Source organism: Bacillus sp. SD088, from assembly GCF_017355205.1.
Lineage (GTDB): Bacteria > Bacillota > Bacilli > Bacillales > Bacillaceae_C > Lederbergia.
On the sequence record NZ_JADIJK010000032.1, the window covers coordinates 16,748 to 39,939 of the forward strand.

Consider the following 23,192-nt stretch of genomic DNA (forward strand, 5'->3'; position numbering starts at 1 on the left):
GCCAGTGTCGGACGTTTGCGATTGACGTCAGCGCTTTTAGCACTTTAGCTGTTTTTCAATGTAACTGCAATAATTTCAGGGCGATTAAAGATCCGATAAGGAAAAAGACTATTTCCTAACCCTCTACTAATAATCATCGACGTTTTTTCCACTTGATGTTCCCCTGATGTATAGCGGGGAAACCATCCTTGCCCAGGAGCAATCAAGCCCCCCACTCCCGGTAATCGTATTTGTCCACCATGTGCATGGCCACTAAACACGAGGTTGACTTCATTTTCCGCATATACATCGATTAATTCTGGTCGATGTGAAAGAAGTACAGTATACCTTTCTTGAGGAACAGTCGAAAGTGCTGCTTGTACCATTTGCTCCATCGCCCGATCAGGGCTTTGCTGTCCCATCATCAGCGGATCATCCACTCCAATAATAGAGATCACTTCATGGTCCTTCTCCAAGTGGATTGCCTCGTTCCGCAACACATGAACACCAAGGGATGATAACGTCTCCGTAATCTCGTCCACTTGATTAATCGCCACCTCATGATTCCCTATAACAAAAAAGACATCTGTGGTGGCAACTAATTGCTCAATTAAATCTAGGCTATTGGCTAAATCATAATGATTGCTATCAAGCAAATCCCCTGTAATCACAACCAAGTCGGGGTTCGCCTTTCGGATTGCGTTCATCAATTTTGCTTGCTTCTTTCCAAAAGTCGCATCCTGCAAATCAGAGATCTGCACAATATTCAAACCATCAAATGCTTTCGGTATTTCTTCGGATTTAATCGTATATCTCGTTGTTTGTATCCATGAATTATTTAATTCTAAAAATACCCAAAGAACAAGCAGACAAATTAGCAACATGAATATTTTTCGAACCATGCAATAAGATCCCTTCAGTTAGACTGTACTATTAATATATTGATCATCATGACATCGTATGATGATCTTTTCAATCAAAACAAAAGAGCAAGGCGGCTTGATTTACTGTTATCCTTTTTCTACGTCAATCGTTAAATTTTCTACAATCCTATCTACCTCATCTGCCCCACCGTAAAAGGATATGTCACCTTCTGACAGGTATAGTACATTGGCATCTGCTGTTTGTTCAATTTCTTCTAGCAGATGGGTGCTGACAATAATAATACTATGATAAGACAGCCTGTGAAGAATTCGTTTAAAAAATAGCTTCTCCTTTGTATCTAACCCTTCAAATGGTTCATCCAAAATACAAAGTCTTGGTTGATTGATTAACGCCTGGATGAGCCCCGCCTTTTGCCGCTGTCCACCTGAGAGATTCCGTAGCTTTTTTCTTTTTATTTCCATTAAACCTGCATCTTTCAACCATTCCTTTATCAAGGATTTCACAAGTTGATGCGGGATGCCTTTATGAAAGGCCATATGTTTCAAATATCTTTCAATCGTCATTTCAGGATAGCCTGTGAAATGTTGAGGCATAAAACCGATGACCTGCCTAATTTCTTCAACACTTATCTGTTGGCGATGCATCCCCATTCCTGGGTCCCTAAGCAACTTCGTATACGCAATATTTCCTTCATCAGGCGTAACTGCAGTGGCAATTAGCTTTAACAACGTACTTTTACCTGCACCATTTTTTCCAACAATATAGGTAAGTCCTTTTCCAAAGGAACAAGTGATATCCTTTAAAACTGGAATGCCTTCCTTCTTACACGCGATATTGTTTAGTGAAATCCTCATAGCCTATTCCTCAACTGACGACTTTTTAACATCACACTACTTAATAACAAGCAGGAAATCCCCAATATAACAAGGTTCATAAGTAAGAAATCGTCATCTCCTGGTACTTGAAATAGTGAGGCTATGTTCAAGCGATTTTCCAATAATACTTGCCCAAACCAAACAACGAGCGCAAGGGTTGCTCCGAGCTTTTGACCAAGCCAAAGTGTCCCGACAAATCCAACAACACCGAAAAAAAAGAGCGGCGTAAAGGAACTGAGCATATAGAAAACTGAACTTGTTTCATCGAGTACGATCAAGCTGAGTGGCCATGCAATCACTAATTGGAAAACGAGCACAATAAGAAACCGGGTAAACATTTGTAGCATAAGCGGAGTATAACTTAATTTTTCAATAATATCGTTCCCCTCATTTTTTGCCCGAAACGCATAGCATATAACCGCAATCATGATGAGCGAAGCCCACTTAATCCAGATCGTAAAGCCAGTTTCCCCATTTCCCCAGTTTTGGCTAATCGTGATCGTCAAGATGAGCATCACAATTCCTGTGAATAACCAACTGCGCACACCGTGAAAATTCCATTGCGATAAAAATAAGTTCGTCATTTGCGCTGAAATAGATTGCCTTTCTTGCGCTTTTTCTAGCTCTGCTCGCAAATCAACCGGCTTCTCTACTTCGCTCCCTTTTATTTTTTCAAGCAAAAGTATACTCTGTTCTCGCGTTGGTTCCGGGACAGTAAATCGGTCAAAGCGACTTTGCCACTCATTTTCTAACTTTGATAACTCATCGTTTTCCTTCATATCCGTTCCCGCCCTTTCCGCTCATCTTCGATTAAGATCCCTTCAAGCTGTTTTAAACCTCTTGAAATCCAAGTTTTCACTGTATTCACAGGTACTTCCAGCGTCAAAGCAATTTCCGCATATTGTAAATCTTGATAGAACCGTAAATAGAGAGCCGCCCGATAATCAGGTGATAATCGATCTAACGCATCCATCATCCATTGGCGCTCAAGCTGGTGGTCAATAATATGATAGATTTTTTCCTGACCTTCTGTCATTGTATCTGTTGAGTATTCTCTTTTTGTAGACGCCTTTCGCCAATAATCACGACACCCATTTGTTGCGATCTTATACATCCATGGTTTAAAAAATTCAGGGACATATCCTTTTTGTCCTTGTTGATATATTTTCATAAATGTCTCTTGGACAATGTCTTCTGCTCTTTTTTCATCCTTTAGCAATCGATAGACATATCCGTACAGAGGTTTATGATACCGGAAAACAAGCGTATCTAATGCGGAGTCATTGCCAAAAGACAATTCACGCATATATTCTTCATCCTGCATGCCTATCCCCCTCCGTATGGCAAAAGAACTGAAATTTCCAATTTTCAAACCGTTTTCCTATTGATTTTCCATATTGCTAGTCCAATGAATAATACACCTATCCCCATATAAAACAAACGATTGTAGAGAATCCAATGATTTATTTCAGCAAAAAACTGAGTTTCCCCATTCACAAATGTATACACGCTTCCATATTTGAGTAAAATGACATTCAAGTTCCCTAGCAATATCTCGCCGAATTCATAGGACATCCAAAAAAGAATACCTAGTAATAAACCACCTACTGAATGATTCGCAAACACCGTACCAGCCATTATAAATCCAGCAAATGTAATATAAACGGGGGTTGCAAATGCTACACTTTGCCAAGCAAAGACTCCCATGAAAGGACTCAAAGCAAATGACACAACACTTAATAAACCAATAAAAATAACCGCTGAAAAGAACAATTTTTCCATAAGAAACTGCCATCTCGAAATAGGATAAGTCATCATTTGCAGATGAAATTTCGAATCAATATCAATCGACAAACACCATTGCAAAATCAGGATAAACCAAATCGGTACGACTTCTTCATAAACCATACTTGCTAGATCCTCAACTGTATAGGTACCTTGACTATATATGACAAGCGCTGCAATTGGAATAAGTAGCATGATCAAGAACGCATATAATGATGTAAACCATAGCTTTAAAAAGAGACGAATTCGAATCCCTAAACCTTTCATAGCCCTTTTTCTCCCTCATATAATTGCAAAGCTGTTTTTATATTAAATTCACTCTTATCTTCTAACTCAGCATAATACTGATACATGTATTTTACGACATCATCCAACCTGCCCTGTGTTTCATATTCGTCTAAAGTATTCAGAATCTTCGGTTTCTCCGGCCACTCATACCACTTTTTAAAATTTCCCACATCTTCAAGTTCTCCTAAAATCGACCATTCCACTAGCTCAGATAGTATATATAAATCATCACTTAATTTCATAGAAAAACCTGCATCTAGCAAATATCTAACTGCGGAATAAGCCACTTCTTCATCATCGTCCGAATATATCAGCTCATCCGTGCTCCATATCAAAACTTCTTGGCTTGGTGTATCTTCCGCAAGATTGGCATGCCGATCGTTCAAAATATAAATCACTTCAGGTGTCATCGGCACATCCAACCACTCTTCGACAAATGTCCATACTTTTTGATACTTTTTGATTGTTTCTGTCGTCGCATTTACTATCTCTGGATGACCAACAACTCGAATTTGCTCGACGTTCGTTTCTTTTATATTGCCACCGACCAAAGACAAACCATATTGTGTCGTTCCCTCATACATCCCCGCCCCTATTTCAGGAATTGTCAAAGCAACTGGAATATTACTATTTTCATTCGCAAGCTTAACCGTAAAAACTGTAGGAAAATCCTCTACAAGACTGCCATTTCTTTCCTCAAACTGTAAATAATATTCATCCGTCTCCCGTGCAACAATTAATGGGCGCTCACCAATGAGTGGATACCAAGCAGCTTCTTTTGGAAGATACACACGATTATTTCGAATAAATGAATTCTCCATATACCCTTCATAACTATATTGTAGAATATTCCCCTGGTAATTTAGATCCAAGTCAAACTGATCCCCGGGATCCATTATCTTATCAAGCTGAAGTGTAATCAAATCATGATCACGCGTACACGTAATCTCAGATTCGCTTGTACATTCCATTATCTGCAGCCCATGATACAATGTCAGCTTAACTTCCTTTGTCGGTTTATTCCCGTTATGTTTAATCGTTAGCTTACTCGCCACAGCAATTTGATTATCTGGCTGAAGCTCGACATCAAGATCCGCACGCTCTATTGAAAAATCGTATTTCGTATGATCACGGTTAGATTCATAATAAGCGTTCCACCACTCGTAGTATTCCTCTACCCGCTCACTACCTTCATATCCTTCCACATACGGCTTGGCAGCCGCGGCAAATTGTTTAAGTGCCTGATCATACTGCATATAGCGAACCCCTCCTAATAAAAACATTGGCACCATCACAATAACGATTAGAACAGGTACAAGCTTTAGCTCTTTTTGGATTCTACGATTCGGATAAAACAATCTTATTGCAATAAGAATTACCAGCACTCCTAGTAAAAATATTGCAGATTGGTGCATAATTGTACTTCCCAATACACGATGTATTCCCCATATTCCTTCAAAGGGAGAGCCCACATACATCAGATCTATGGGTGTTAATAGATGCAATTTTGGATTGTCGAACCAGAGGGCAGTCCCCGTATCCGTATGATCAATAGGTAACCCTAAAGACAAGGTTAAAATAGCTGGCACTAGGATATACGCAAAGATATTTTTCAGTATAACTCCACATAAAAAACCCAGTGAAATGACGAAAAACAATGCACCTTCCATTTGCATAAATACATAAAAGATATTTTTAACAACTTCTCCAACAGCCATTTTTCCAGTTAGAAACCAGCCTGCCTGAATGAGTAATGTAACGAATGTAATCGCAAGCCCATACAATTGGGTAGCGAGCCATTTTCCTATCAACCATTCTGAATTTTTCACGCGATAGGTTACTACTAATGCTTCAAATTCACTTTCTCTATCCTTACTTGTCATATAAACAGCAAATAAGCCGATCACTAATATGTTAAATAGCAACACCCAAAGAAACACACTATAAAAAACGGCTGCTCGTTCTTGCATATGTATATTTTTGATTTCATAGGAAACGACGATATATCCCCAGAAAAGAACGTTCATCATAAGCGGAATCGCTAAAAACTTACTGCGAAGTAATAGGACAGACTCTTTTTTAAAAATCACTTTTAACATGGTTATTTCGTCACCCCGTTTATAACGGCCATATATCCATCTTCAAGCGTTGGTTTAACACGGGTTGCACGTAAATCTGGTGCATGATCGGAAATAAAACGAAAAACCACATGATCTTCTTCTTTTCGACTGGAAATAATCACATGCTCTTTTTCAATTTGGTCATATTCGGTAGCTGGTACAGCTAACTCCCATACAAAATCGCTTGCGTGTTCAGCTAGTGATTCCGTTGTCCCTTGAAACAGGACTTCCCCATTATTTAATACCGCCAGTTTTTCACAGCTTGATTCTATATCGCTAATAATATGTGTCGATAAGATAATTGTGTAATGCTTACTCAACTTTTCAATGATGTTGCGAAATCGAATTCGTTCAGAAGGGTCAAGCCCCGCTGTTGGCTCATCTAAAATAATGAATTTCGGCTTGCCAAGCAATGCTTGCGCGATCCCCAGTCGTCTCTTCATCCCACCCGAATAGCTTTTGACTTTTTTATCAGCTTGTGGCTGAAGATTTACATTTTCTAAAAGCCTTTCTACCTGCTCCGTTCGCTCTTTTTTATCAGTTAGACCTTTCATCGACCCAACGTAATGTAAAAACTCTCTCCCTGTAAATTGTCCTGGTGCATGGAAGTGCTGCGGTAAATAGCCCAGCAACTCCCGAACCTTGTCGCCATCTTTCTGGAGATTATGTTGATATATCGTTACATTCCCATTCTTCCATGGAAGAATCGTACTTAACACCTTCATTAGCGTCGTCTTCCCCGCTCCATTCGGTCCAAGCAATCCAAATAGTCCTGTATCAATTTGCAAGTTGATATCCTTTAACACTTGAACCTTTCCGTAAGACTTACTCAAACCTTCTATTTTTATCGTAGACATCTTCCTTTTTCTCCCCCTATAAAGCTTTCTTATCTCTTACACGAAGGAGGGCTGGGGAATGTTTCAATCAAAATACATTTATAAAGATTTTTCTTCTGTAGAAATCGTGACTCCATTTCGTGTAAAGGAATCCTTGGGACAAACCACATTTTGGGCTAAATAAAAAAATCCGTTTTGAAAAAGGATTGATCAAAACGGATTCTTCTCTTATAAGTTCTTATGGGCGCTCCCTATTCTTGAACTATTTTACTCGTTTTCGTTTTGAACGGGACGGCAGGATGTTAATTACATCAATCATTTCATAAACCATATTAGTAAAACCAAGAAAATCACTTGGTCTTTAAAATACTGGTGTTCTCGCCAAGGAGCTGTCTGCGGGCAACGCTCAGCCTCCTCGGCCGCCCCCCCGGATAAATGGACGAAAAGCTGTTCATCCGGGATGCTTCGATCATGTTGTTGTGGTAACTTCATCCTACTAAAGGAAGCGATTTTTTCTATTTATTCGGTTGGGAAAGCTCATCGATTTCCGTCCGCTTGGCCGTTGCTTGGAGTGCAGGGGCCGACTCCTGCGGGACAAGCATGGCCTTGAGATCCCGCAAGGCGCGCAGCGACTGAGGAAGTTCAAGCCTTGCCCCGCGGAAAGCGTGCCCCGGAACGGAAGGCAACCGGAAACCGCACACCAACTTTTACATGCCTAGAAGAAGAGCTGTCACAGAAAAGCTCAGTTTTTACTGACTTTCTGGACAGCCCCCTTTAGGTAGGATTTAAGCTTATTGCTCTTCCTTGTTATAATATTCAACCGCATACATTGCGCCTTCTGAGACCATTTCCGCATCCCCTTCATCAAAGGGGTTCGGATGACCTGCTTTATCGATCATCTTTTCTTGAATTTCAGAGTTCTGTCTATTACACCATTTTTGTACAGTTTTTTTCATCTGTTGAACAATACCTAATGTTTTATGTCGATTCTCTTCCTGTAGCAAGTAAGTGGCACCGGCAATTCCAATCCCTAACAATACATACGGGCTTAAGCTCTTTCTAGCCATAGGACTTGCCTCCTTTTCATTATTTGTTTATTCTTTACCCTATTTTTCAAGTAATTAAGCATGAAAAGGATAACAAGCCCTTTACAATTTAAAGACAATTGTGAAATTAACACTATTTTTATCCCGCATTAACGGGCAGTAACCTCGACTGATTGAAGTTTCACTTTATGTTAGCTTCGCGGTTGATTTTTTAGACGCAGCTATTAATGTCGCTATGGTTTCCCTATCATTCTGATGAAGGGCGTCCACAATTTTACTCCCCACAATCACACCATCACAGTGCTCACTCATCGTGCTCACTTGGTCTGGTGATGAAACACCAAAGCCAGCTAATACTGGGACTTCCGCATATTCCTTCAGTCCTGCTAAGTATGCTTCTACTCCTTCCTCATATTCGCTTCTTACGCCCGTTGTGCCTTTTACGGTTACCGCATATAAAAATCCTTCTGAACGCTTGGCGATTTGTTCAATACGCTGAGGAGGACTTGTTGGTGCTACAAGTCTGATCAAAGCAATCCCAAATTGCTCTAATATGGGAGTCACCAGTTCTTCTTCCTCTAATGGAAGATCGGGAATAATTAGGCCATCCACGCCAACTTCTTCACAACGTTTCGCAAATTTTTCAATTCCAAATGAATAAATCAAATTAATATACGTCATGAGTACGATTGGTATGTCTCTTGTATCCTTCCAGCCCTCAAGACTTGTTAAGATCGCCTCCAGAGTTGTGCCATTTTGGAGAGAACGAATGCCAGCCTCTTGGATTACTGGTCCATCTGCGACAGGATCGGAAAAGGGAATTCCTAATTCTACAACCGTTGCTCCATTTTCCGCTAAAAACAGGATCTGCTCTTGTAAATTTTCCAGGCCACCATCTCCTGCCATAATATAGGGAACAAAGGCCTTATCTCCCCGGTTAAGCACAGCAGAAAATGCCGCGTCTATTTTTTCTTTACCCATTGTTTTGTCCTCCAATCGCAGACCGAACTGCATCGACATCTTTGTCTCCTCTTCCAGATAAACAAATCACCATTGTTTCAGAGGTCTTCATATCCTTGGCAAGTTTCACGGCATACGCTACAGCATGAGAGCTTTCTAGCGCAGGGATAATCCCTTCTGTTTTCGAGAGCATTTGAAAAGCTTCCAACGCTTCTGCATCTGTCACAGATGTATAATTCACACGGCCTTGATCTTTTAAAAAGGAATGTTCTGGTCCTACCCCTGGATAATCGAGCCCTGCAGAGATCGAATGAGCCTCTTGAATTTGTCCATGTGCATCCTGCAAAAGATAGGTCATCGTTCCATGTAAAACGCCCGCTTTTCCATCTGTTAACACAGCCGCATGCTCTCCCGTTTCGATACCCGATCCAGCTGCTTCCACACCATAGATCTTTACAGCTTCATCCTGAATGAAGGGGTAAAACATCCCCATTGCATTGCTGCCACCCCCGATACAAGCCACAACTGCATCAGGAAGCTTCCCTTCTTGTTCGAGGATTTGTTGTTTTGTTTCTTGACCGATCACACTTTGAAAGTCTCGAACAATCTGAGGAAATGGATGAGGTCCGACAACTGAACCTAAAATATAATGTGTATCTTCAACATTGGCTACCCAATAACGCAAAGCCTCATTCACCGCGTCCTTCAGCGTTCCACTCCCTTGAGATACACTTCTTACTTCTGCTCCAAGTAGTTCCATGCGGAAGACATTCAATGCTTGACGTCTAATATCTTCTTCTCCCATAAACACAATGCATTCCAGTCCCAATAAAGCACAAACGGTTGCTGTTGCCACACCATGCTGCCCTGCTCCTGTTTCAGCTACAACCTTTTTCTTGCCCATTCTTTGGGTTAAGAGCGCTTGCCCGATCGTATTGTTAATTTTATGAGCCCCAGTATGATTTAAATCTTCCCGCTTTAAATATATTTTTGGCCCACCTAATTGCTGCGATAGATTTTCAGCAAAATAAAGTGGGGTTTCCCGCCCGATATATTGTTTTAAATAATAATCCATTTCCTGCGTGAACGCGGGATCCTGAATAGCCTTATTGTATTCTTCTTCTAATTCTAATACAGCAGTCATTAAGGTTTCAGGTACAAAACGCCCCCCGTATGGTCCATATTTCCCTTTTTCATCTGGTGATGTGTACACAGCCATTTTCTTCACTCCTGGATGTTTGATTTGCTTGATACGTTTTTACGTTTTTAATAAATGTCTTTATTTTCTCTAGATCCTTTTTTCCATCTGTTTCAACCCCACTGGAAACATCCACTATTTTCGGATGAACTTTGGAGATAGCCATAAGCACATTTTCAGTTGTTAACCCGCCAGCTAAAATTAGTCGCTCTCTTGGCAATTGCTTGGATTCTAGTAAATTCCAATCAAAAGGAGTGCCACTTCCTCCCGCAAACTGAACCCCTGGGCTATCAACAAGAGCATACTCAAAATCATATTGTTTTAGCGCATCAAGATCTTTTTCCTGTTTAATAGAAAAAGCCTTAATTACTGGAAGGCCAAGGTTTGAACAAAATTCAGGTGACTCAGCCCCATGCAATTGTACATAATCAAGGTTGGCTAATGCGGCGATCCGTTGAATTTCTTCCTTGCTTTCATTCACAAATACTCCTACCGATTTTACATGTGAAGGTAGTTCCCGAATTATTTCAGCTGCCTGTTCAGGTGGAACCCTTCTTTTACTTTTGGCAAATACAAATCCGAGGAAATCAGCCCCAGCCCTTACCGCAGTGTGTGCCGCTTCTTTTGTTGTGATTCCACAGATTTTCACTTGCATCTACTTCGCCACCTTCGTGAAAGGGATTCTAAATTGATTCATTGTTTGTTGAATATCGCCTGAGCGCATCAGTGTTTCTCCAACAAGGATCCCCTTAGCTCCCGCTTCCTGCACCCTTTCAACATCCGCTTTCTCTTTCATTCCACTCTCACTAATAAGCAGTCGGTCTGTTTGCTGAAGAATAGAAGCAACTCGTTCCGTTACTGCCAAGTCCACATCGAAGGTTTTTAAATTGCGATTATTAATGCCAACTATATTGGCTCCTACACGAAGGGCTGTTTCGGCTTCTTCCTCATTATGCACCTCGAATAAAACGTCAAGCTGCTGGGAGTGGGCATATTCATATAACTCTTTTAATCTTGTTTCAGGTAAGGCGGCTGCGATCAGCAAAATAATACTAGCCCCATGCTCTTTGGCTGCATCAATTTGCACCTCATCAATCATAAAATCCTTACACAACAAAGGGACATCAACAGCTTGAGCGACCGCAGATAAATCTGCCATTGATCCTTTAAAAAACTTTCGATCTGTTAAAACCGATATTGCTCCTGCCCCAGCCGTGGCATAGGCTTTAGCTTGAGCAACGGGATCTACATCTTGGTTAATCATCCCTTTTGAAGGGGAAGCTCGCTTCACTTCGGCAATCACATTCATATTTACTGAATCCATAAATTGGGAATATAGGGAAGGGCGTTTTTTCAATGGTTCCGTTTCATGTCCACTATAAATCGCCTTTAGCTCTTGAACCTCCAATTCCTTTTGCTTCAGAATCGTATCCAGAATTGTCATTTAAACCACTCCTTGTCGGGATTTTTCACTTTTTCTAATTAAAAACTCCAATTTCTCCAGCGCCGCTCCTGAGTCAATGCTTTGTTTGGCAGCTTCGATTCCTTCCTTGATTGTCTGCACCTTCCCATTGGCATAAATACCTATTCCCGCATTCAATAGAACGGTATCACGGAAAGGACCTTCATCTCCCCTTAACACACTATGCATGATTTGAGCATTTCTTTCTGCGTCGCCACCAAGAATTTCCTCATTTGTATAAAATGGAAGCCCGACATCTTCTGGTTTTAGAATAGTGGAGGTTAACTTCCCGTCCTTTAAAATGACAAGATGATTTTCTCCTGCCAATGAGCCTTCATCAAGAAAACCGGCACCATTGATAATCACGGCTCTCTTACGACCTAACTTTTTCAAAACCTCCCCCATCAGCATTAATTTATCTCGTCGATAAATGCCAAGTAATTGCGTATCCAATTCAACCGGGTTCGTCAACGGACCAATTAGATTGAAAATAGTTGGCACTCGTAAATCTTTTCGTACTTTCATCACAGCCTTCATCGCTGGATGTACATGGGGAGCAAATAAGAAGGAAATCCCGTTTTCCTCTAGCAACTCCTCCGTTTCTTCAGGTAGGGGATCAAGAGAAACTCCAAGGTATTCCAATACATCAGCGCTCCCCGTTTGACTTGAAACACTTCGGTTGCCATGCTTCGCCACTTTGATTCCTGTTCCCGCGATCACAAATGCTGAAGTCGTACTGATGTTAAAACTGCTAGAACCATCTCCACCAGTCCCACAATTATCAATGACACTATGATTTACATGTAAGCTTGCCGGAGATTTCTCGCGAATCGCTTGCACCAAACCTGCAATTTCGTCTGCTGATTCTCCTTTTAAGGCAAGCAAGCCAAGCAAAGCCCCTGCCTCACTTTCCGTTGCCTCTCCTTCGAATAAATATCTCCCTGCCTGATACATTTCCTCTATTGTTAAAGATTCTCCTGCCATTAATTTTTGCAAGTAAATTTTCATTTTCATTCTCCTTTTTTTAATAAGGGTAAAAGTTTGTAAAAGCGCAAGCGCCTTGATCAATCTCGACAAGCAAACATCGGCTAAGGACGCCACTTCCTGTGGCAAACTCAAACCGCGACGTCCTGTCGCTTTGTCTGCACTAGTTCGCAACGCTGATGGTCTCGCTTCCTGCGGGGCTCTCGAGGCTAGGCGCTGGCCACCAAAGCTTCCTGTCAGAATATAAAAAGCCCCCTGTCCTAGCAAAACCCTACTTAGGACAGAGGGCGAAAAGTCGCGGTGCCACCTCTATTGAGGAATAAATCCTCATCTCATTGAGTATCGAAAAAGCCGATACTCAGGTCCAATTAACGGTGGAAGCCGTATTTCCCTACTCACTGTTCAGGAAATCTCTCGTAAGTCCATTCCATTTGGCAGTACACGCCGGATTCTCACCAACACCGACTCTCTTTACCGCCTTACCAAATGTACTCCTCTTACTCAACAATTTATTATAGATATAGTTATTTTTAAACGATGGTATAACACAAAAAGGGCCCCTCATCCAAAGGACGAGGAACCCGTGGTACCACCTTTATTAGCTGAAATTCAGCTCACTTTGACAGCAACAAGCTATAGCTTATGCCTAGTCTCTGTAACGCCAAGACCTTTACGCCAAAGCCTACCACCTATTCAAGGGAATGTTCAAAAAGTCCGGTAAAAATGACACTGCGAATTTCCTCGTTGGCTTGTTTCTGCGCTGCTCATGTATCTAACTGCATACATTCCGCTGCTCGAAACGGCGCCGCCTCGAATTTTCGACGTACAGGATGTACTAGTGTCGGCGTTGCTGACAGGACGTCAGCGCTTTTAGCCGACTTGGTCTTTTTTATCCTCCTATTTGAACACACACCTAAAGGGTTCGGTTTGGGGCTCAGAAGTCCATTCACTATTCTTACACACTGGTTTGCACCACCCACCAGCTCTCTTAAGTGTTACGAGATAGCTACTCCTCTTCATCACTGCCAAAATCATCGATTTAGTTTGAATTATTTAACATAATAACTTTTTAGAAAGGATCTGTCAAGAGATATTGTGTTTAAAATTCCTCTTTTTATGGGAAACTCCACTTTTTCATTTACAATTATTTTGTCCCATGAATTTTATCCAACGTAAAGCCTCTGCCTAAAATTTCCGAAGCATTCAAGAAGATCACGAAGGACGATGGCTCTTGTTCTTGGAGAACTTTTTTCAAATAGATGGCTTCTGACTGTTCAACAACACATAATATCATCGTTCGTTCTAAATTCGTATACCCACCTAAGGACTTCACCTTTGTAAGACCTCGATCAATCTCATCGCGAATAATTTGTTGGACCTCTTCTTCCTTTTCCGTAATAATCATCACAAGCTTGGTTGGAGATGTTTGCAATTGTACAAAATCGATTACCTTGCTCGTCACATAGATTGAAATTAAAGCGAATAAGGCAAGTTCCAAATTTAAAACAAAGGCAGCGGCAGCCACAACCACTCCGTCCACAATCAGTTGAGAAAAGCCACTTGATAGGCCTGTATACTTTTTTAACACTTGAGAAACCGCTGCAGTTCCACCTGTCGATCCACCACCACGATAGACAATACCTAATCCAACACCAATTAGAATCCCACCATAAATGGCACCGAGCATAGGTTCATGGAGATTGATATTGATTCCTTGAGTCAGCCAAATCACAAACGGAACAAAGAGAGTCCCGATTAAAGTTTTCACACCAAAATCTCTTCCTAATAGCCAAAGGCCTAAAAAGAATAACGGCATATTTATAGCTGCTTGGACCAATGCTGGATTCCATTGGAAGGTTTCGTATAATAAGGTACTGATACCCGAAACACCGCCGGCAGCAATCCGCGCAGGAAGTAGAAAAATATTATAAGCGAGCCCCACTAAAGTTGCTCCAAAAATAACCATCAAATATTCCCAAACTCGTGAAAATGTTGATGTTGAATTACTCATTTTTCATGCACCTATCCTTCTTTGTATAAACTCCGATGTCGGTTTTAATTCAGGGGAAATAAAGCGAGCCTGACTTCATGCTCCACTGACGGTTAGCGAGATTTACCGAGATCTTAGCACTCGTAGAATACTGCCCTTAAGGCAGGATAAAGTGAACCTTCAATCAGTGGGGTTTTTCTTTCATCCCCCTCTGATTTCAGAGGATCAGAGGCTAAAATCGCGACACCCTGTCGGCAGACTCAAACGCGACGTCCTGTCGCTTCGTCTGCACTAGTACATCCTATACGTCGCTACGCCTTTCTGACCAACATCTTGTTGGCCTAAACCAATCGGGCTTTTACTCAAAAATGCGGGAGCGCCTGTCCAGCGACGTACAAATTTAAAGGGTTCTGACGAGATAAAGGAAACACGATGAGCCCAAAGGGCGAATCGATGTTGACTTACGCAAGCAGAAATCGTAAATTTGCTGGGCGCTGAAGCTAGATTAGGGCAGTGTATCCCCCACCTATGCTTCTCCGTATTCTCTAAAGCCTTGTGGTGGGGGTATTACCGCCCGCTAATGCGGGATAAACCTTTATAACCATAAACATTTTATAAAGGATTCGCAAGCGTCTGTTTTAAAGCATTAAAGCTATGAGATTTCTATAGTTAAAAAGAGTATCCCCCATCTATGTAAAAGGATTCGCATAGAAAAAAGCCACCAATCATCAGATTGGATAGCTTCTTTTGAGTACTATACAAAAAAATTACTCATCATCTTGTCCATATGTTCCTTTTTTATCTCGTTCGTTTTTTTCTCGTTTTTCAACCAAGTCATCGGAAATATCATCAATCGGCATCACCAATTGATCACGTTGTGCTTGTTTTTCCGGGTCCTGATAGAATGCCTTATCTCGCTCATTCCGTTCCTCCAACGCCTTTTCCCGATTAATTTTATCTTGAGTTGGTCGATGTTTCATCTTCTTTCCCTCCCTTGGTTTAGTTTACCTTTTCCTTATGGGAGGTTCGTTGAAACATTTTAAACTAATCTGTAAAATTTTATTGTGTTTTGATAGAGCTGTTGATAAACATGCTCGAGCTCTTCGTTTTTCATGTCGGCAATCACCTTAATAGACTCATGAATCATGCGTGGATGGGTCAGCTTGCCCTTGAACGGACCTTCGAAAGGCCAAGGTCCATCGGTTTCGACCATCATTTTTTCTAATGGATATTTGTTCACTAGCGCTTGAATTTCAGGCTCATACACGACATCAGGCGTGACGGAAATAAAGTAACCCTGCCTCCTCATCCGTTCAATAGTTGCATCGGCCCCCTTGAACCAGTGAAAATGAGCGTTGTTTATATGATGTTTTTCTAAGAGATCGCAAACAAGGTCTGCATCTTCATAAACAGCATGAAGAACAACAGGTTTCTCCCATTTCTTCGCAAACACTAGAAATTGCTCTACTAATTCAAGATATCCCTCAATTTTTAACTCAGGTGTTTCCTTACGTGTGTAATAAGGAAGACCAATTTCTCCGACTGCTACCATGTCTGCTACATGCTCTTCCATCCATTGAAATAATGCCTGCTGTTCTTGAGTAGTTGGCAATGGCTGTTCAGGGTGGAAACCGAAAGCGGGCCTCACCTGAGGATTCCTTTTAGCTAGAACAAGATTCTGCTTACAGGATTGTAAATGATATGAAACAGCAATAAGCGCTGGATAGCTTTCAACCGGCAAATCTTGGATGATCTTCTCGACTTCATTCTCTTCATAATGATCCAAATGAATATGAGCATCAATCACTCGTCTCTCCATTTTGTCCTCCTCTGCACTTCTCTTCTTTCGTTCATCAATAAAATGTGCGTAGAATCCTTCTATGTACACAAAAACAGCGAGTTTCCTCTTGAAACGATGCGTAGAATCCTCTACATGAATATAAACAGCAATTTCTCCTCAAGAAATGGCGCATAGAACCCTCTACGTGCACATTTACAGCGATTCCCCTCAAGAAACGGGGCATAGAACCTTCTACGTGCACATTTACAGCGATTTCCACCCAAAAAATGGGGCATAGAACCCTCTACGTGCACATTTACAGCGATTCCGTTCAAGAAACGGTCCGTACGGGGACAATTGAACGTTTTTTCTAGCATTATCATATCCACTATATAATTGCTTGTTTGCCTTTGTTCAGTAACCACCAGCCATAGCAAACCTTATCTTTTTAAAAGGCTCGTCAATTCACGCTTCTTTTCTAAAAATTCCTCTGTTAATAATAGTTCATGCTGACGCGGTCTTGGGAATGGTACCGAAAATTCATGAATCACGTGTGCTGGGTTCGTGGACAGTACGAGAATACGATCTGACAAAAACAGCGCTTCATCGATGTTATGCGTAACAAAAAGGATCGTCCTGCGATAAGAAGACCAGATCGATAATAACCACTCATGCATTTCTTCACGAGTAAAGTCATCTAAAGCGGAAAAGGGCTCATCTAGACAGATCAATGATTGCGGACTTAATAGAGAGCGTATGAAAGCCACTCTTTGCTTCATCCCTCCTGACAAAGCATCAGGAAGAGCCTCTTCATAATCAGCCAAACCAGCCTTCTTAATCATCTCTCTTGCCCTTTTCTCATCTTTCTTCCCTTGTAACTCTTGGCCAAGGAGAACATTCTGTAAGACGGTTCTCCATGGAAGTAATGCGGAATGTTGTGGCATATAACCAATCGCCCCCCGCTTCCCAGTCATATCATGCCCATCTAAAATAATCGAGCCTTCTTCTGGTAACAGAAGTCCGCCAATCAGCTGAAATAAAGTACTTTTGCCACTACCAGAGGGCCCAAGGATCGTGACAAATTCTCCTTCTTCTACTTGAAACTGAATGTGCTCCAATACTTTCCGTCCTTGAAAGCTTTTGGAGATTCCCTTAACCATGAGCGTGCCCATTATTTCATCTCCTCTCGTGTCCAACGAACCAGCCATTTTTCAGCAAGCTGGATCACCAGAAAGAATAGCATACTCAAAATCATGATCAGGAAGATGGCCACAAACACTCGATCTGTTCTGAACGAGGAAGAAGCCAATGTCATATAAACGCCAATTCCCTTTTTGGCACCAAGCCATTCAGAAATCACCGCTCCCATCACACTATATGTAGCCGATATTTTTAAGCCCGAAAATAAGGCTGGGAGAGAATAAGGCCATTCTAACTTCGTAAAAATTTGTAAGCGCGTCGCCCCTGCCATTAGCATATATTGTTTGATTTCCTTAGAAGTGTTACGAAAACCACCCATAGCAGCGATGGTAACAGGGAAAAAACAGACAAGCGTGATAACAATTAACTTGGGAAGCCAGCCAAATCCAAACCAAATGACCAACAATGGAGCTAACACAATAATAGGGATGTTTTGCGAAAGGATTAATAGCGGGTAAACTGCCTCTTGGGTTCCTGGCAGCAAATGAAGAGCCACCGCGACAAGAATGCCAATCGAACATCCAAGTAAAAATCCTGTCACTGCTAAACCAACCGTCGATTGCAAATGGAGAAGAAACCCTTCATAACCTGTTAAGGCCTCCTGTAAAATTGCACTGGGGGCAGGTAATAACCAACTAGGAGTTTTTAAAAGTCGAACCGCGCCCTCCCATATAATCAATAGGAAGAGGAGGAGCACCATTGGTCTCCACCCCTTCCGCCAAATTGCTCCCATTATCTATACTTCTCCGTAAGTGTCTCCATCGTAATCCCTGTTGGTTTATAGACGATTTTCACTTGTGAGATGATACTAATGCTCCCTAACTCCACCATTCTTTGATTCATTTTTTCAATGGTCTGCATGATCTGCGATAGATCACCTTCCATCGTAGTTTCTAATGGATGCACTTCGTATGAGACCCCCGATTCTGCAATCACTTTGATTGCTTCATCCACAAGTGGATAGGTGTCTCCCCCATTCTCTAATTTCGGGATAATTTGAATACTCACTAATGCGTTTGCCATCTTTCTTCCTCCTCCTATTCAGGTAAAAATTCATTTGTAAATGCTTTTTCTACATCAATTTCTTTTTCTAAAACCTTATTCTCTAGCATCCAATCCATATAGTTTTGCCATACTTCTTGTTTTTGCTCTCCCCAGCGCGCGGCATCATCTTGATAACGGGTGGCCAACCATTCTTGACTTTTTCGCACAAGTTCTTCATCCAAGTCTGGTTCCGCCTCGATTAAAACCTCTGCCGCTGCTTCCGGATCATCGATTGCCAATTGATAGCCCATGGATACAGCCTTCATAAAGGCTTTTACTGTATCAGGATCTTCCTCAATCATTTTCTCACTTGTTGAAATGACCGGCGTATAATAATCGAGCTTGTCCGAATAATCGGTGAGATAGATCATATTTATATCATCCCCGCGCAGCTCGGCTTCTACACCAGTCCAGGCATAATAGATCCACGCAAAATCGATATCTCTTTGCACTGCTGTAAAAAAATCGGTATCGCCCATATTAATCACATCAACTTTAGCAAAATCCCCTTCGTCTGCTTCCATCAAGGAAGTCAAAACAGCTTGTTCGACCGGAGCTCCCCATCCGCCGTATGTTTTTCCTTCAAAATCACGCGGCTTTTCAATTCTTTTCTCGACTGGTGAAGCGAGGCCTGACGTATTATGTTGAATGACTGCCCCTATTGATACAATTGGAATATCTTGAGCCCTTGCTTCTGTTAAGCTTTCTTGCGCACCGATTCCAAATTCAGATTTACCAGATGCAACTAACTGATCAGCTCCCGCCTCACCTGGAAGCATAATCTCAACATCCAATCCCTCATCCTCAAAATAGCCTTGATCACGCGCAACATATAAACCCGTATGATTGGTATTCGGTGTCCAATCAAGAACAATCGATACTTTCTTCAAGCCTGCCTCACTTTTCTCTTCTGTTGTCCCACTACATCCTGCAAGCAGAAGAAAAGCTGCTAAACTAATACCGAACCACTTTTTCATCTCTTTCTCCCTCCATGTTTTTCCGGAAAATGAACCCATAAACATAAGAAAAGCGCAAGCGCCTTGCTCAGCCCCGACAAGCAAATGTTCTGAGACAAGAAAAGTCCGGTTTTGACTTTTATTGGCTCAGGTTATTTGACCTCGAGGGGCTGGGCGCTGGAGCTAGATCAAAACACTAGCCAAAATTTTATACTTTCTTATCTTTTAAGAAAAGCACAAGCGCCTTGTTCAGTCCATCGAGATCAACCGCCACATAAACAGGTTGCCCTTTTCCACAAGCTAAGATTTTATAAGCAATGAAAAAGATGCCCAGGTTCGTTTGAACCTGGGCATCTTGAAAGAACATTCATCAATTGAATGAATTCATGTTCCCTTCGCTGGTCTTAACCAGGGCAGGTTCTAAGGGTCAGCATCTCAAGGATGCACTCTCAACCGGCATAACCGGTCCCCCCACATTCCATATATTATTATTTTCATATTTTATTATAGCAGATTGCTGAACGAAAGCCAGATCGACGACTTATTAATAAGCAAAAGCGGCCGAAAAAGCAAAAATAATAATAAGGATGATGATATAAAATATAAACACAACTGCAACGGTTCCCGCCATTACAATTAAATAAGCTTTAGCAAATAAATTGCGGGGCTCATCTCTATCTACCGCCCATATAATTAACATGACAATATTCACAATTGGAAGTGCGAGCAAGATCATCGTAATAATCCAATCTTTTAATGTCATATTTTTTTGCATAAGCTTCTCACCTCTTTCGTTGCTTCACAATGTTAGTTATTAATGTTTATGAGACCATTGTCCATTTTACTATTAAATCCAAAGATTACCAGAGAATTTTTTAAAATATCACTTGTGAGCTATTATTTCTTTGAATTCTCAAATGCAAATTTCTTAATTTTGCAAATATAAAAAGGGTACTCAGGAAATTCCTTATATATTTTCTGCTTTTCTAAAAGGTAATCCGTATTTTGAATGTATTCCTCAACCATTTCACCAGGCGAATATCTTAAATGCGCCATAAACATAAGATAGCCTCCGCTTTTTAGTAAATCGAAGCAAGCATCAAGACTTTTTTGGAAATCTCCTATTTCATTTATAGCCGAACCAATCATTGTGACAAGATCATATCTTTCCTTAGGTAAATTGGGATCAAAAATGCTCTTGCATATAACCTGAGATGGATTGGGGTGCCTTTCTCTTTCCTGCCTATATTGAAATATTCCACATATTTCTTCGTCTAAATCAATGCTAGTCAACTGTCCTTTATCTTTTAGCCAATATCCCAGAAAGTCATCCCAGTCACCGGTACCAATTCCGACATTACAAACTCGCATTCCTTCCGTAGCCGTAAATGATTTTCTTATAAAATCTCTTGTACTCACTTCTGTATGGAGAGGTGTTCCATTCACCAGCTTCAGGACTTTTAAGTTCAAGATAATAGTGAAATAATTTTTCATCCATTTTCATTAAAAAGGCCTCCCATAATTATTTGTTTCCAGTCATAAGGTCAGTTCGTTATGCACTATAATTGTCACAATCATCTATACTTTCTTATCGGTTGGTCATCCCAAATTTGCACTTCAATATACCGCTCTGGTCCTTTATTCCCTTCCGGATTCCATTCTTGCGGCAAGCCATATTGATCGATGACTTCATAAAGTGAACCTTCAATCAGTGGGGGTTTTCTTTCATCCCCCACTGATTTCAGAAGATCAAGGGCTAAATTCGCGACGTCCTGTCGCAACGCCTTTGTGACCAACTTCCTGTCGGCCCGAACCGATCGGGCTTTTACGGGCAGTGTATCCCCCACCTATGCTTCTCCGTATTCTCTAAAGCCTTGAGGTAGGGGTATTACTGCCCGTTAATGCGGGATAAATTTCTTCAAGCGTATAAACTTGCCCCCGATAGGATTTTCCATCTTGGTACCTCATAGTCGGAAATAAATCGCCATAGGTAAAGCTAATCACTGACGAATCAAACTCTGCTATTGGAATTAGTAGCTCTTGGCCTGTTGGATACCAGTCTAACAACCACGGACACTCCCCCAAGGTCATATAATGCGGATGAGTTCGAAGCGGCTTTCCACCCTTGGAAATAAATAAGTCTCTTGCTCTTAATTCTAGCCTATGACGAATTTTAAGATAATCAAAAGAACGTTTGCTAGCAAATCCCCGTTTACTCTCTCTAATATCATTCAAAACTTGTTCAGCCTCTGCCAATTCAAGATCTGATAAATTGCGGAAAGGACCGGTTGAGTCATCATAATAATGATATAAAAACTGAATTATCATCCCCTCCTAATTTAGTAATCATTATTCACTTCTTTCTATATAGCCGGATAAAAAAGAAATCATAACCATTAGACAACCAATGGCTAATATACTTTCTCATTCTTATGGAATACGAAAACATTCCCATTGAGGTTTCATCTTTTCCCTCTTTCAGCTGTCATTTACGGTAATTCGTAAGCCCTTTACACCACTTCTTAAAGATGGCTAAGTATATTATTCACTTTCTTAGTGGAACATAATAGGCAGTGAATATTGAAAAAATAGGAGGATCTATCATTATGAAAGCCGTGACTTATCAAGGACCAAAGCATATACAGGTGAACGAAGTAGAGGACGCAAAATTAGAGAAAAAAGATGATGTGATTGTCAAGATTACTTCTACTGCTATATGTGGGTCTGATTTACATTTATATCAAGGAAATTTCCCATTACCTCCCGGATACATTATTGGCCATGAACCGATGGGGATTGTTGAAGAAACAGGACCTGAAGTCACGAAGGTAAAAAAGGGGGATCGTGTAGTTATTCCTTTTACCGTTGCATGCGGCCAATGCGTTTATTGCGAGCACAAGATGGAAAGCCAATGTGATAACGCAAATCCTCATTACGATTCAGGAGGATACTTTGGTTATTCTGAGAAGTTCGGAAACCACCCAGGTGGTCAGGCAGAATATTTAAAAGTCCCTTTTGGAAATTTTACTCCCTTTGTGGTTCCCGAATCATGTGAATTAGAAGATGAATCATTGCTATTTTTATCCGATGTTCTCCCTACTGCATACTGGAGTGTAGTCAATGCAGGAGTAAAACCAGGAGACACTGTGATCGTACTTGGTTGTGGGCCTATTGGGTTAATGGCGCAAAAATTCGCATGGATGAAAGGTGCCGAGCGAGTGATAGCTGTTGATTATCTAGATTATCGGATGATGCATGCAAAGAGGATGAACAATGTTGAAGTTTTTGAATTTACAAATCATCCAGATATGGGTGAGCATTTGAAAGAAATCACTCATGGCGGAGCAGATATAGTCATTGATTGTGTAGGGATGGACGGGAAAAAATCACCTTTAGAGTTTCTTGAACAAAAATTAAAGTTGCAAGGTGGAACCCTTGGCCCAATTCAAATTGCTACAAAAGCTGTTCGTAAATATGGAACAGTCCAACTAACAGGTGTTTACGGGGGCAACTATAATCTGTTTCCATTAGGCGCATTTTGGGTGAGAAATATTAATCTAAAAATGGGACAGGCGCCAGCCAGACATTTTATGCCCCAATTATTTGAAAAAATAATGAATAAAGAATTTGACCCAAGAGAAATTATTACACACAAATTATCCCTTGAGGAAGCAAGTCATGGTTATCAACTTTTTAATAATCGTGAAGATGACTGTATAAAAGTTGTATTAAAACCGTAAGCCTAGTTTCATATTGATAGGGACTCTATTTTCAACCATAAAAACCATGAATCGTGCTTCTACT

25 protein-coding genes, 1 riboswitch and 1 other annotated feature are annotated in these 23,192 nt (G+C 41.0%); of the genes, 1 reads left to right on the forward strand and 24 read right to left on the reverse strand.

Annotated features, from left to right (window positions below):
- Nucleotides 1-44: 44 nt before the first annotated feature.
- The 24 genes from IPU53_RS21375 to IPU53_RS21490 all read right to left on the reverse strand — a co-directional run bounded on the left by IPU53_RS21375 (nucleotide 45) and on the right by IPU53_RS21490 (nucleotide 21,716).
- Nucleotides 45-881: a metallophosphoesterase gene (locus IPU53_RS21375; RefSeq protein WP_207453029.1), complete on the reverse strand. Its 837-nt coding sequence runs from the start codon at nucleotides 879-881 to the stop codon at nucleotides 45-47.
- A 108-nt stretch (nucleotides 882-989) separates the two neighbouring features.
- Nucleotides 990-1,718 (reverse strand): ATP-binding cassette domain-containing protein, encoded by a 729-nt coding sequence (locus IPU53_RS21380; protein WP_207453030.1) that lies wholly within the window; start codon nucleotides 1,716-1,718, stop codon nucleotides 990-992.
- A complete protein-coding gene (locus IPU53_RS21385) occupies nucleotides 1,715-2,518 on the reverse strand; it encodes a hypothetical protein (protein WP_207453031.1) in 804 nt (267 codons plus the stop codon). The genes IPU53_RS21380 and IPU53_RS21385 overlap by 4 nt, the downstream gene beginning before the upstream one ends.
- Nucleotides 2,515-3,063 (reverse strand): RNA polymerase sigma factor, encoded by a 549-nt coding sequence (locus IPU53_RS21390; RefSeq protein ID WP_207453032.1) that lies wholly within the window; start codon nucleotides 3,061-3,063, stop codon nucleotides 2,515-2,517. The genes IPU53_RS21385 and IPU53_RS21390 overlap by 4 nt, the downstream gene beginning before the upstream one ends.
- 44 nt (nucleotides 3,064-3,107) lie before the next feature.
- Nucleotides 3,108-3,791 carry a hypothetical protein gene (locus tag IPU53_RS21395; protein WP_207453033.1) on the reverse strand — a complete coding sequence of 228 codons (684 nt, stop codon included), beginning with the start codon at nucleotides 3,789-3,791 and terminating at the stop codon, nucleotides 3,108-3,110.
- Nucleotides 3,788-5,911, reverse strand: coding sequence for an ABC transporter permease (locus tag IPU53_RS21400; RefSeq protein ID WP_207453034.1), 2,124 nt, complete (start codon nucleotides 5,909-5,911; stop codon nucleotides 3,788-3,790). Before IPU53_RS21400 ends, IPU53_RS21395 begins: the two co-directional genes overlap by 4 nt.
- A gap of 2 nt (nucleotides 5,912-5,913) precedes the next feature.
- Nucleotides 5,914-6,789, reverse strand: coding sequence for an ABC transporter ATP-binding protein (locus tag IPU53_RS21405; protein WP_207453035.1), 876 nt, complete (start codon nucleotides 6,787-6,789; stop codon nucleotides 5,914-5,916).
- Between the two features lie 770 nt (nucleotides 6,790-7,559).
- Entirely contained in the window at nucleotides 7,560-7,835 is a 276-nt protein-coding gene (locus tag IPU53_RS21410) for a hypothetical protein (RefSeq protein WP_207453036.1), read from the reverse strand.
- A gap of 165 nt (nucleotides 7,836-8,000) precedes the next feature.
- The gene (gene trpA / locus IPU53_RS21415; protein WP_207453037.1) at nucleotides 8,001-8,795 is read right to left on the reverse strand and encodes a tryptophan synthase subunit alpha; all 795 of its coding nucleotides are present in this window, start codon (nucleotides 8,793-8,795) and stop codon (nucleotides 8,001-8,003) included.
- Nucleotides 8,788-9,993: a tryptophan synthase subunit beta gene (gene trpB, locus IPU53_RS21420; protein WP_207453038.1), complete on the reverse strand. Its 1,206-nt coding sequence runs from the start codon at nucleotides 9,991-9,993 to the stop codon at nucleotides 8,788-8,790. Before trpB ends, trpA begins: the two co-directional genes overlap by 8 nt.
- The gene (locus IPU53_RS21425; protein ID WP_207453039.1) at nucleotides 9,968-10,627 is read right to left on the reverse strand and encodes a phosphoribosylanthranilate isomerase; all 660 of its coding nucleotides are present in this window, start codon (nucleotides 10,625-10,627) and stop codon (nucleotides 9,968-9,970) included. Before IPU53_RS21425 ends, trpB begins: the two co-directional genes overlap by 26 nt.
- Nucleotides 10,628-11,416 (reverse strand): indole-3-glycerol phosphate synthase TrpC, encoded by a 789-nt coding sequence (gene trpC, locus IPU53_RS21430; RefSeq protein WP_207453040.1) that lies wholly within the window; start codon nucleotides 11,414-11,416, stop codon nucleotides 10,628-10,630. It abuts the gene before it with no gap.
- Nucleotides 11,417-12,442, reverse strand: coding sequence for an anthranilate phosphoribosyltransferase (trpD, locus tag IPU53_RS21435; RefSeq protein ID WP_207453041.1), 1,026 nt, complete (start codon nucleotides 12,440-12,442; stop codon nucleotides 11,417-11,419).
- Between the two features lie 256 nt (nucleotides 12,443-12,698).
- Nucleotides 12,699-12,932 (reverse strand) — a binding site (T-box leader).
- 630 nt (nucleotides 12,933-13,562) lie between these two features.
- Entirely contained in the window at nucleotides 13,563-14,429 is an 867-nt protein-coding gene (locus IPU53_RS21440; RefSeq protein WP_207453042.1) for a YitT family protein, read from the reverse strand.
- 746 nt (nucleotides 14,430-15,175) lie between these two features.
- Complete coding sequence (locus IPU53_RS21445) at nucleotides 15,176-15,388, reverse strand: hypothetical protein (protein WP_207453043.1); 213 nt, start codon at nucleotides 15,386-15,388, stop codon at nucleotides 15,176-15,178.
- A gap of 59 nt (nucleotides 15,389-15,447) precedes the next feature.
- The gene (locus IPU53_RS21450; protein WP_207453044.1) at nucleotides 15,448-16,227 is read right to left on the reverse strand and encodes a TatD family hydrolase; all 780 of its coding nucleotides are present in this window, start codon (nucleotides 16,225-16,227) and stop codon (nucleotides 15,448-15,450) included.
- 401 nt (nucleotides 16,228-16,628) lie between these two features.
- The gene (locus IPU53_RS21455; RefSeq protein ID WP_207453045.1) at nucleotides 16,629-17,360 is read right to left on the reverse strand and encodes an ABC transporter ATP-binding protein; all 732 of its coding nucleotides are present in this window, start codon (nucleotides 17,358-17,360) and stop codon (nucleotides 16,629-16,631) included.
- Nucleotides 17,360-18,121 carry an ABC transporter permease gene (locus IPU53_RS21460; RefSeq protein WP_207453046.1) on the reverse strand — a complete coding sequence of 254 codons (762 nt, stop codon included), beginning with the start codon at nucleotides 18,119-18,121 and terminating at the stop codon, nucleotides 17,360-17,362. Before IPU53_RS21460 ends, IPU53_RS21455 begins: the two co-directional genes overlap by 1 nt.
- On the reverse strand, nucleotides 18,121-18,411 hold the full coding sequence (locus tag IPU53_RS21465) for a thiamine-binding protein (RefSeq protein ID WP_207453047.1): 291 nt from the start codon (nucleotides 18,409-18,411) through the stop codon (nucleotides 18,121-18,123). The genes IPU53_RS21460 and IPU53_RS21465 overlap by 1 nt, the downstream gene beginning before the upstream one ends.
- A 14-nt stretch (nucleotides 18,412-18,425) precedes the next feature.
- Nucleotides 18,426-19,409: an ABC transporter substrate-binding protein gene (locus IPU53_RS21470; RefSeq protein WP_207453048.1), complete on the reverse strand. Its 984-nt coding sequence runs from the start codon at nucleotides 19,407-19,409 to the stop codon at nucleotides 18,426-18,428.
- A gap of 352 nt (nucleotides 19,410-19,761) precedes the next feature.
- A riboswitch (TPP riboswitch) is annotated at nucleotides 19,762-19,871 on the reverse strand.
- 61 nt (nucleotides 19,872-19,932) lie between these two features.
- Nucleotides 19,933-20,163, reverse strand: a complete 231-nt coding sequence (locus IPU53_RS21475; RefSeq protein ID WP_207453049.1) for a hypothetical protein — start codon at nucleotides 20,161-20,163, stop codon at nucleotides 19,933-19,935.
- 122 nt (nucleotides 20,164-20,285) lie between these two features.
- Complete coding sequence (locus IPU53_RS21480; protein ID WP_242698486.1) at nucleotides 20,286-20,882, reverse strand: class I SAM-dependent methyltransferase; 597 nt, start codon at nucleotides 20,880-20,882, stop codon at nucleotides 20,286-20,288.
- Between the two features lie 80 nt (nucleotides 20,883-20,962).
- Nucleotides 20,963-21,235, reverse strand: a complete 273-nt coding sequence (locus IPU53_RS21485; protein ID WP_207453050.1) for a hypothetical protein — start codon at nucleotides 21,233-21,235, stop codon at nucleotides 20,963-20,965.
- A gap of 19 nt (nucleotides 21,236-21,254) precedes the next feature.
- A complete protein-coding gene (locus IPU53_RS21490) occupies nucleotides 21,255-21,716 on the reverse strand; it encodes a hypothetical protein (protein WP_207453051.1) in 462 nt (153 codons plus the stop codon).
- A 278-nt stretch (nucleotides 21,717-21,994) separates the two neighbouring features.
- On the opposite strand from IPU53_RS21490, the gene IPU53_RS21495 reads away from it, so the two are divergent.
- Nucleotides 21,995-23,128 carry a zinc-dependent alcohol dehydrogenase gene (locus IPU53_RS21495; RefSeq protein ID WP_207453052.1) on the forward strand — a complete coding sequence of 378 codons (1,134 nt, stop codon included), beginning with the start codon at nucleotides 21,995-21,997 and terminating at the stop codon, nucleotides 23,126-23,128.
- The last annotated feature ends 64 nt before the right edge of the window (nucleotides 23,129-23,192 follow it).

Coding starts and splice junctions, on each gene's coding strand:
- IPU53_RS21385 (WP_207453031.1), bottom strand. CDS start 2,518: ATGAAGGAAAACGATGAGTTATCAAAGTTAGAAAATGAGTGGCAAAGT.
- trpD (WP_207453041.1), bottom strand. CDS start 12,442: ATGAAAATTTACTTGCAAAAATTAATGGCAGGAGAATCTTTAACAATA.
- IPU53_RS21445 (WP_207453043.1), bottom strand. CDS start 15,388: ATGAAACATCGACCAACTCAAGATAAAATTAATCGGGAAAAGGCGTTG.
- IPU53_RS21410 (WP_207453036.1), bottom strand. CDS start 7,835: ATGGCTAGAAAGAGCTTAAGCCCGTATGTATTGTTAGGGATTGGAATT.
- IPU53_RS21440 (WP_207453042.1), bottom strand. CDS start 14,429: ATGAGTAATTCAACATCAACATTTTCACGAGTTTGGGAATATTTGATG.
- IPU53_RS21465 (WP_207453047.1), bottom strand. CDS start 18,411: ATGGCAAACGCATTAGTGAGTATTCAAATTATCCCGAAATTAGAGAAT.
- IPU53_RS21450 (WP_207453044.1), bottom strand. CDS start 16,227: ATGGAGAGACGAGTGATTGATGCTCATATTCATTTGGATCATTATGAA.
- IPU53_RS21470 (WP_207453048.1), bottom strand. CDS start 19,409: ATGAAAAAGTGGTTCGGTATTAGTTTAGCAGCTTTTCTTCTGCTTGCA.
- IPU53_RS21400 (WP_207453034.1), bottom strand. CDS start 5,911: ATGTTAAAAGTGATTTTTAAAAAAGAGTCTGTCCTATTACTTCGCAGT.
- IPU53_RS21425 (WP_207453039.1), bottom strand. CDS start 10,627: ATGCAAGTGAAAATCTGTGGAATCACAACAAAAGAAGCGGCACACACT.
- IPU53_RS21475 (WP_207453049.1), bottom strand. CDS start 20,163: ATGCAAAAAAATATGACATTAAAAGATTGGATTATTACGATGATCTTG.
- IPU53_RS21490 (WP_207453051.1), bottom strand. CDS start 21,716: ATGATAATTCAGTTTTTATATCATTATTATGATGACTCAACCGGTCCT.
- IPU53_RS21395 (WP_207453033.1), bottom strand. CDS start 3,791: ATGAAAGGTTTAGGGATTCGAATTCGTCTCTTTTTAAAGCTATGGTTT.
- IPU53_RS21455 (WP_207453045.1), bottom strand. CDS start 17,360: ATGGGCACGCTCATGGTTAAGGGAATCTCCAAAAGCTTTCAAGGACGG.
- IPU53_RS21405 (WP_207453035.1), bottom strand. CDS start 6,789: ATGTCTACGATAAAAATAGAAGGTTTGAGTAAGTCTTACGGAAAGGTT.
- trpC (WP_207453040.1), bottom strand. CDS start 11,416: ATGACAATTCTGGATACGATTCTGAAGCAAAAGGAATTGGAGGTTCAA.
- IPU53_RS21495 (WP_207453052.1), top strand. CDS start 21,995: ATGAAAGCCGTGACTTATCAAGGACCAAAGCATATACAGGTGAACGAA.
- IPU53_RS21460 (WP_207453046.1), bottom strand. CDS start 18,121: ATGGGAGCAATTTGGCGGAAGGGGTGGAGACCAATGGTGCTCCTCCTC.
- IPU53_RS21480 (WP_242698486.1), bottom strand. CDS start 20,882: ATGAAAAATTATTTCACTATTATCTTGAACTTAAAAGTCCTGAAGCTG.
- IPU53_RS21375 (WP_207453029.1), bottom strand. CDS start 881: ATGGTTCGAAAAATATTCATGTTGCTAATTTGTCTGCTTGTTCTTTGG.
- trpA (WP_207453037.1), bottom strand. CDS start 8,795: ATGGGTAAAGAAAAAATAGACGCGGCATTTTCTGCTGTGCTTAACCGG.
- IPU53_RS21390 (WP_207453032.1), bottom strand. CDS start 3,063: ATGCAGGATGAAGAATATATGCGTGAATTGTCTTTTGGCAATGACTCC.
- IPU53_RS21380 (WP_207453030.1), bottom strand. CDS start 1,718: ATGAGGATTTCACTAAACAATATCGCGTGTAAGAAGGAAGGCATTCCA.
- trpB (WP_207453038.1), bottom strand. CDS start 9,993: ATGGCTGTGTACACATCACCAGATGAAAAAGGGAAATATGGACCATAC.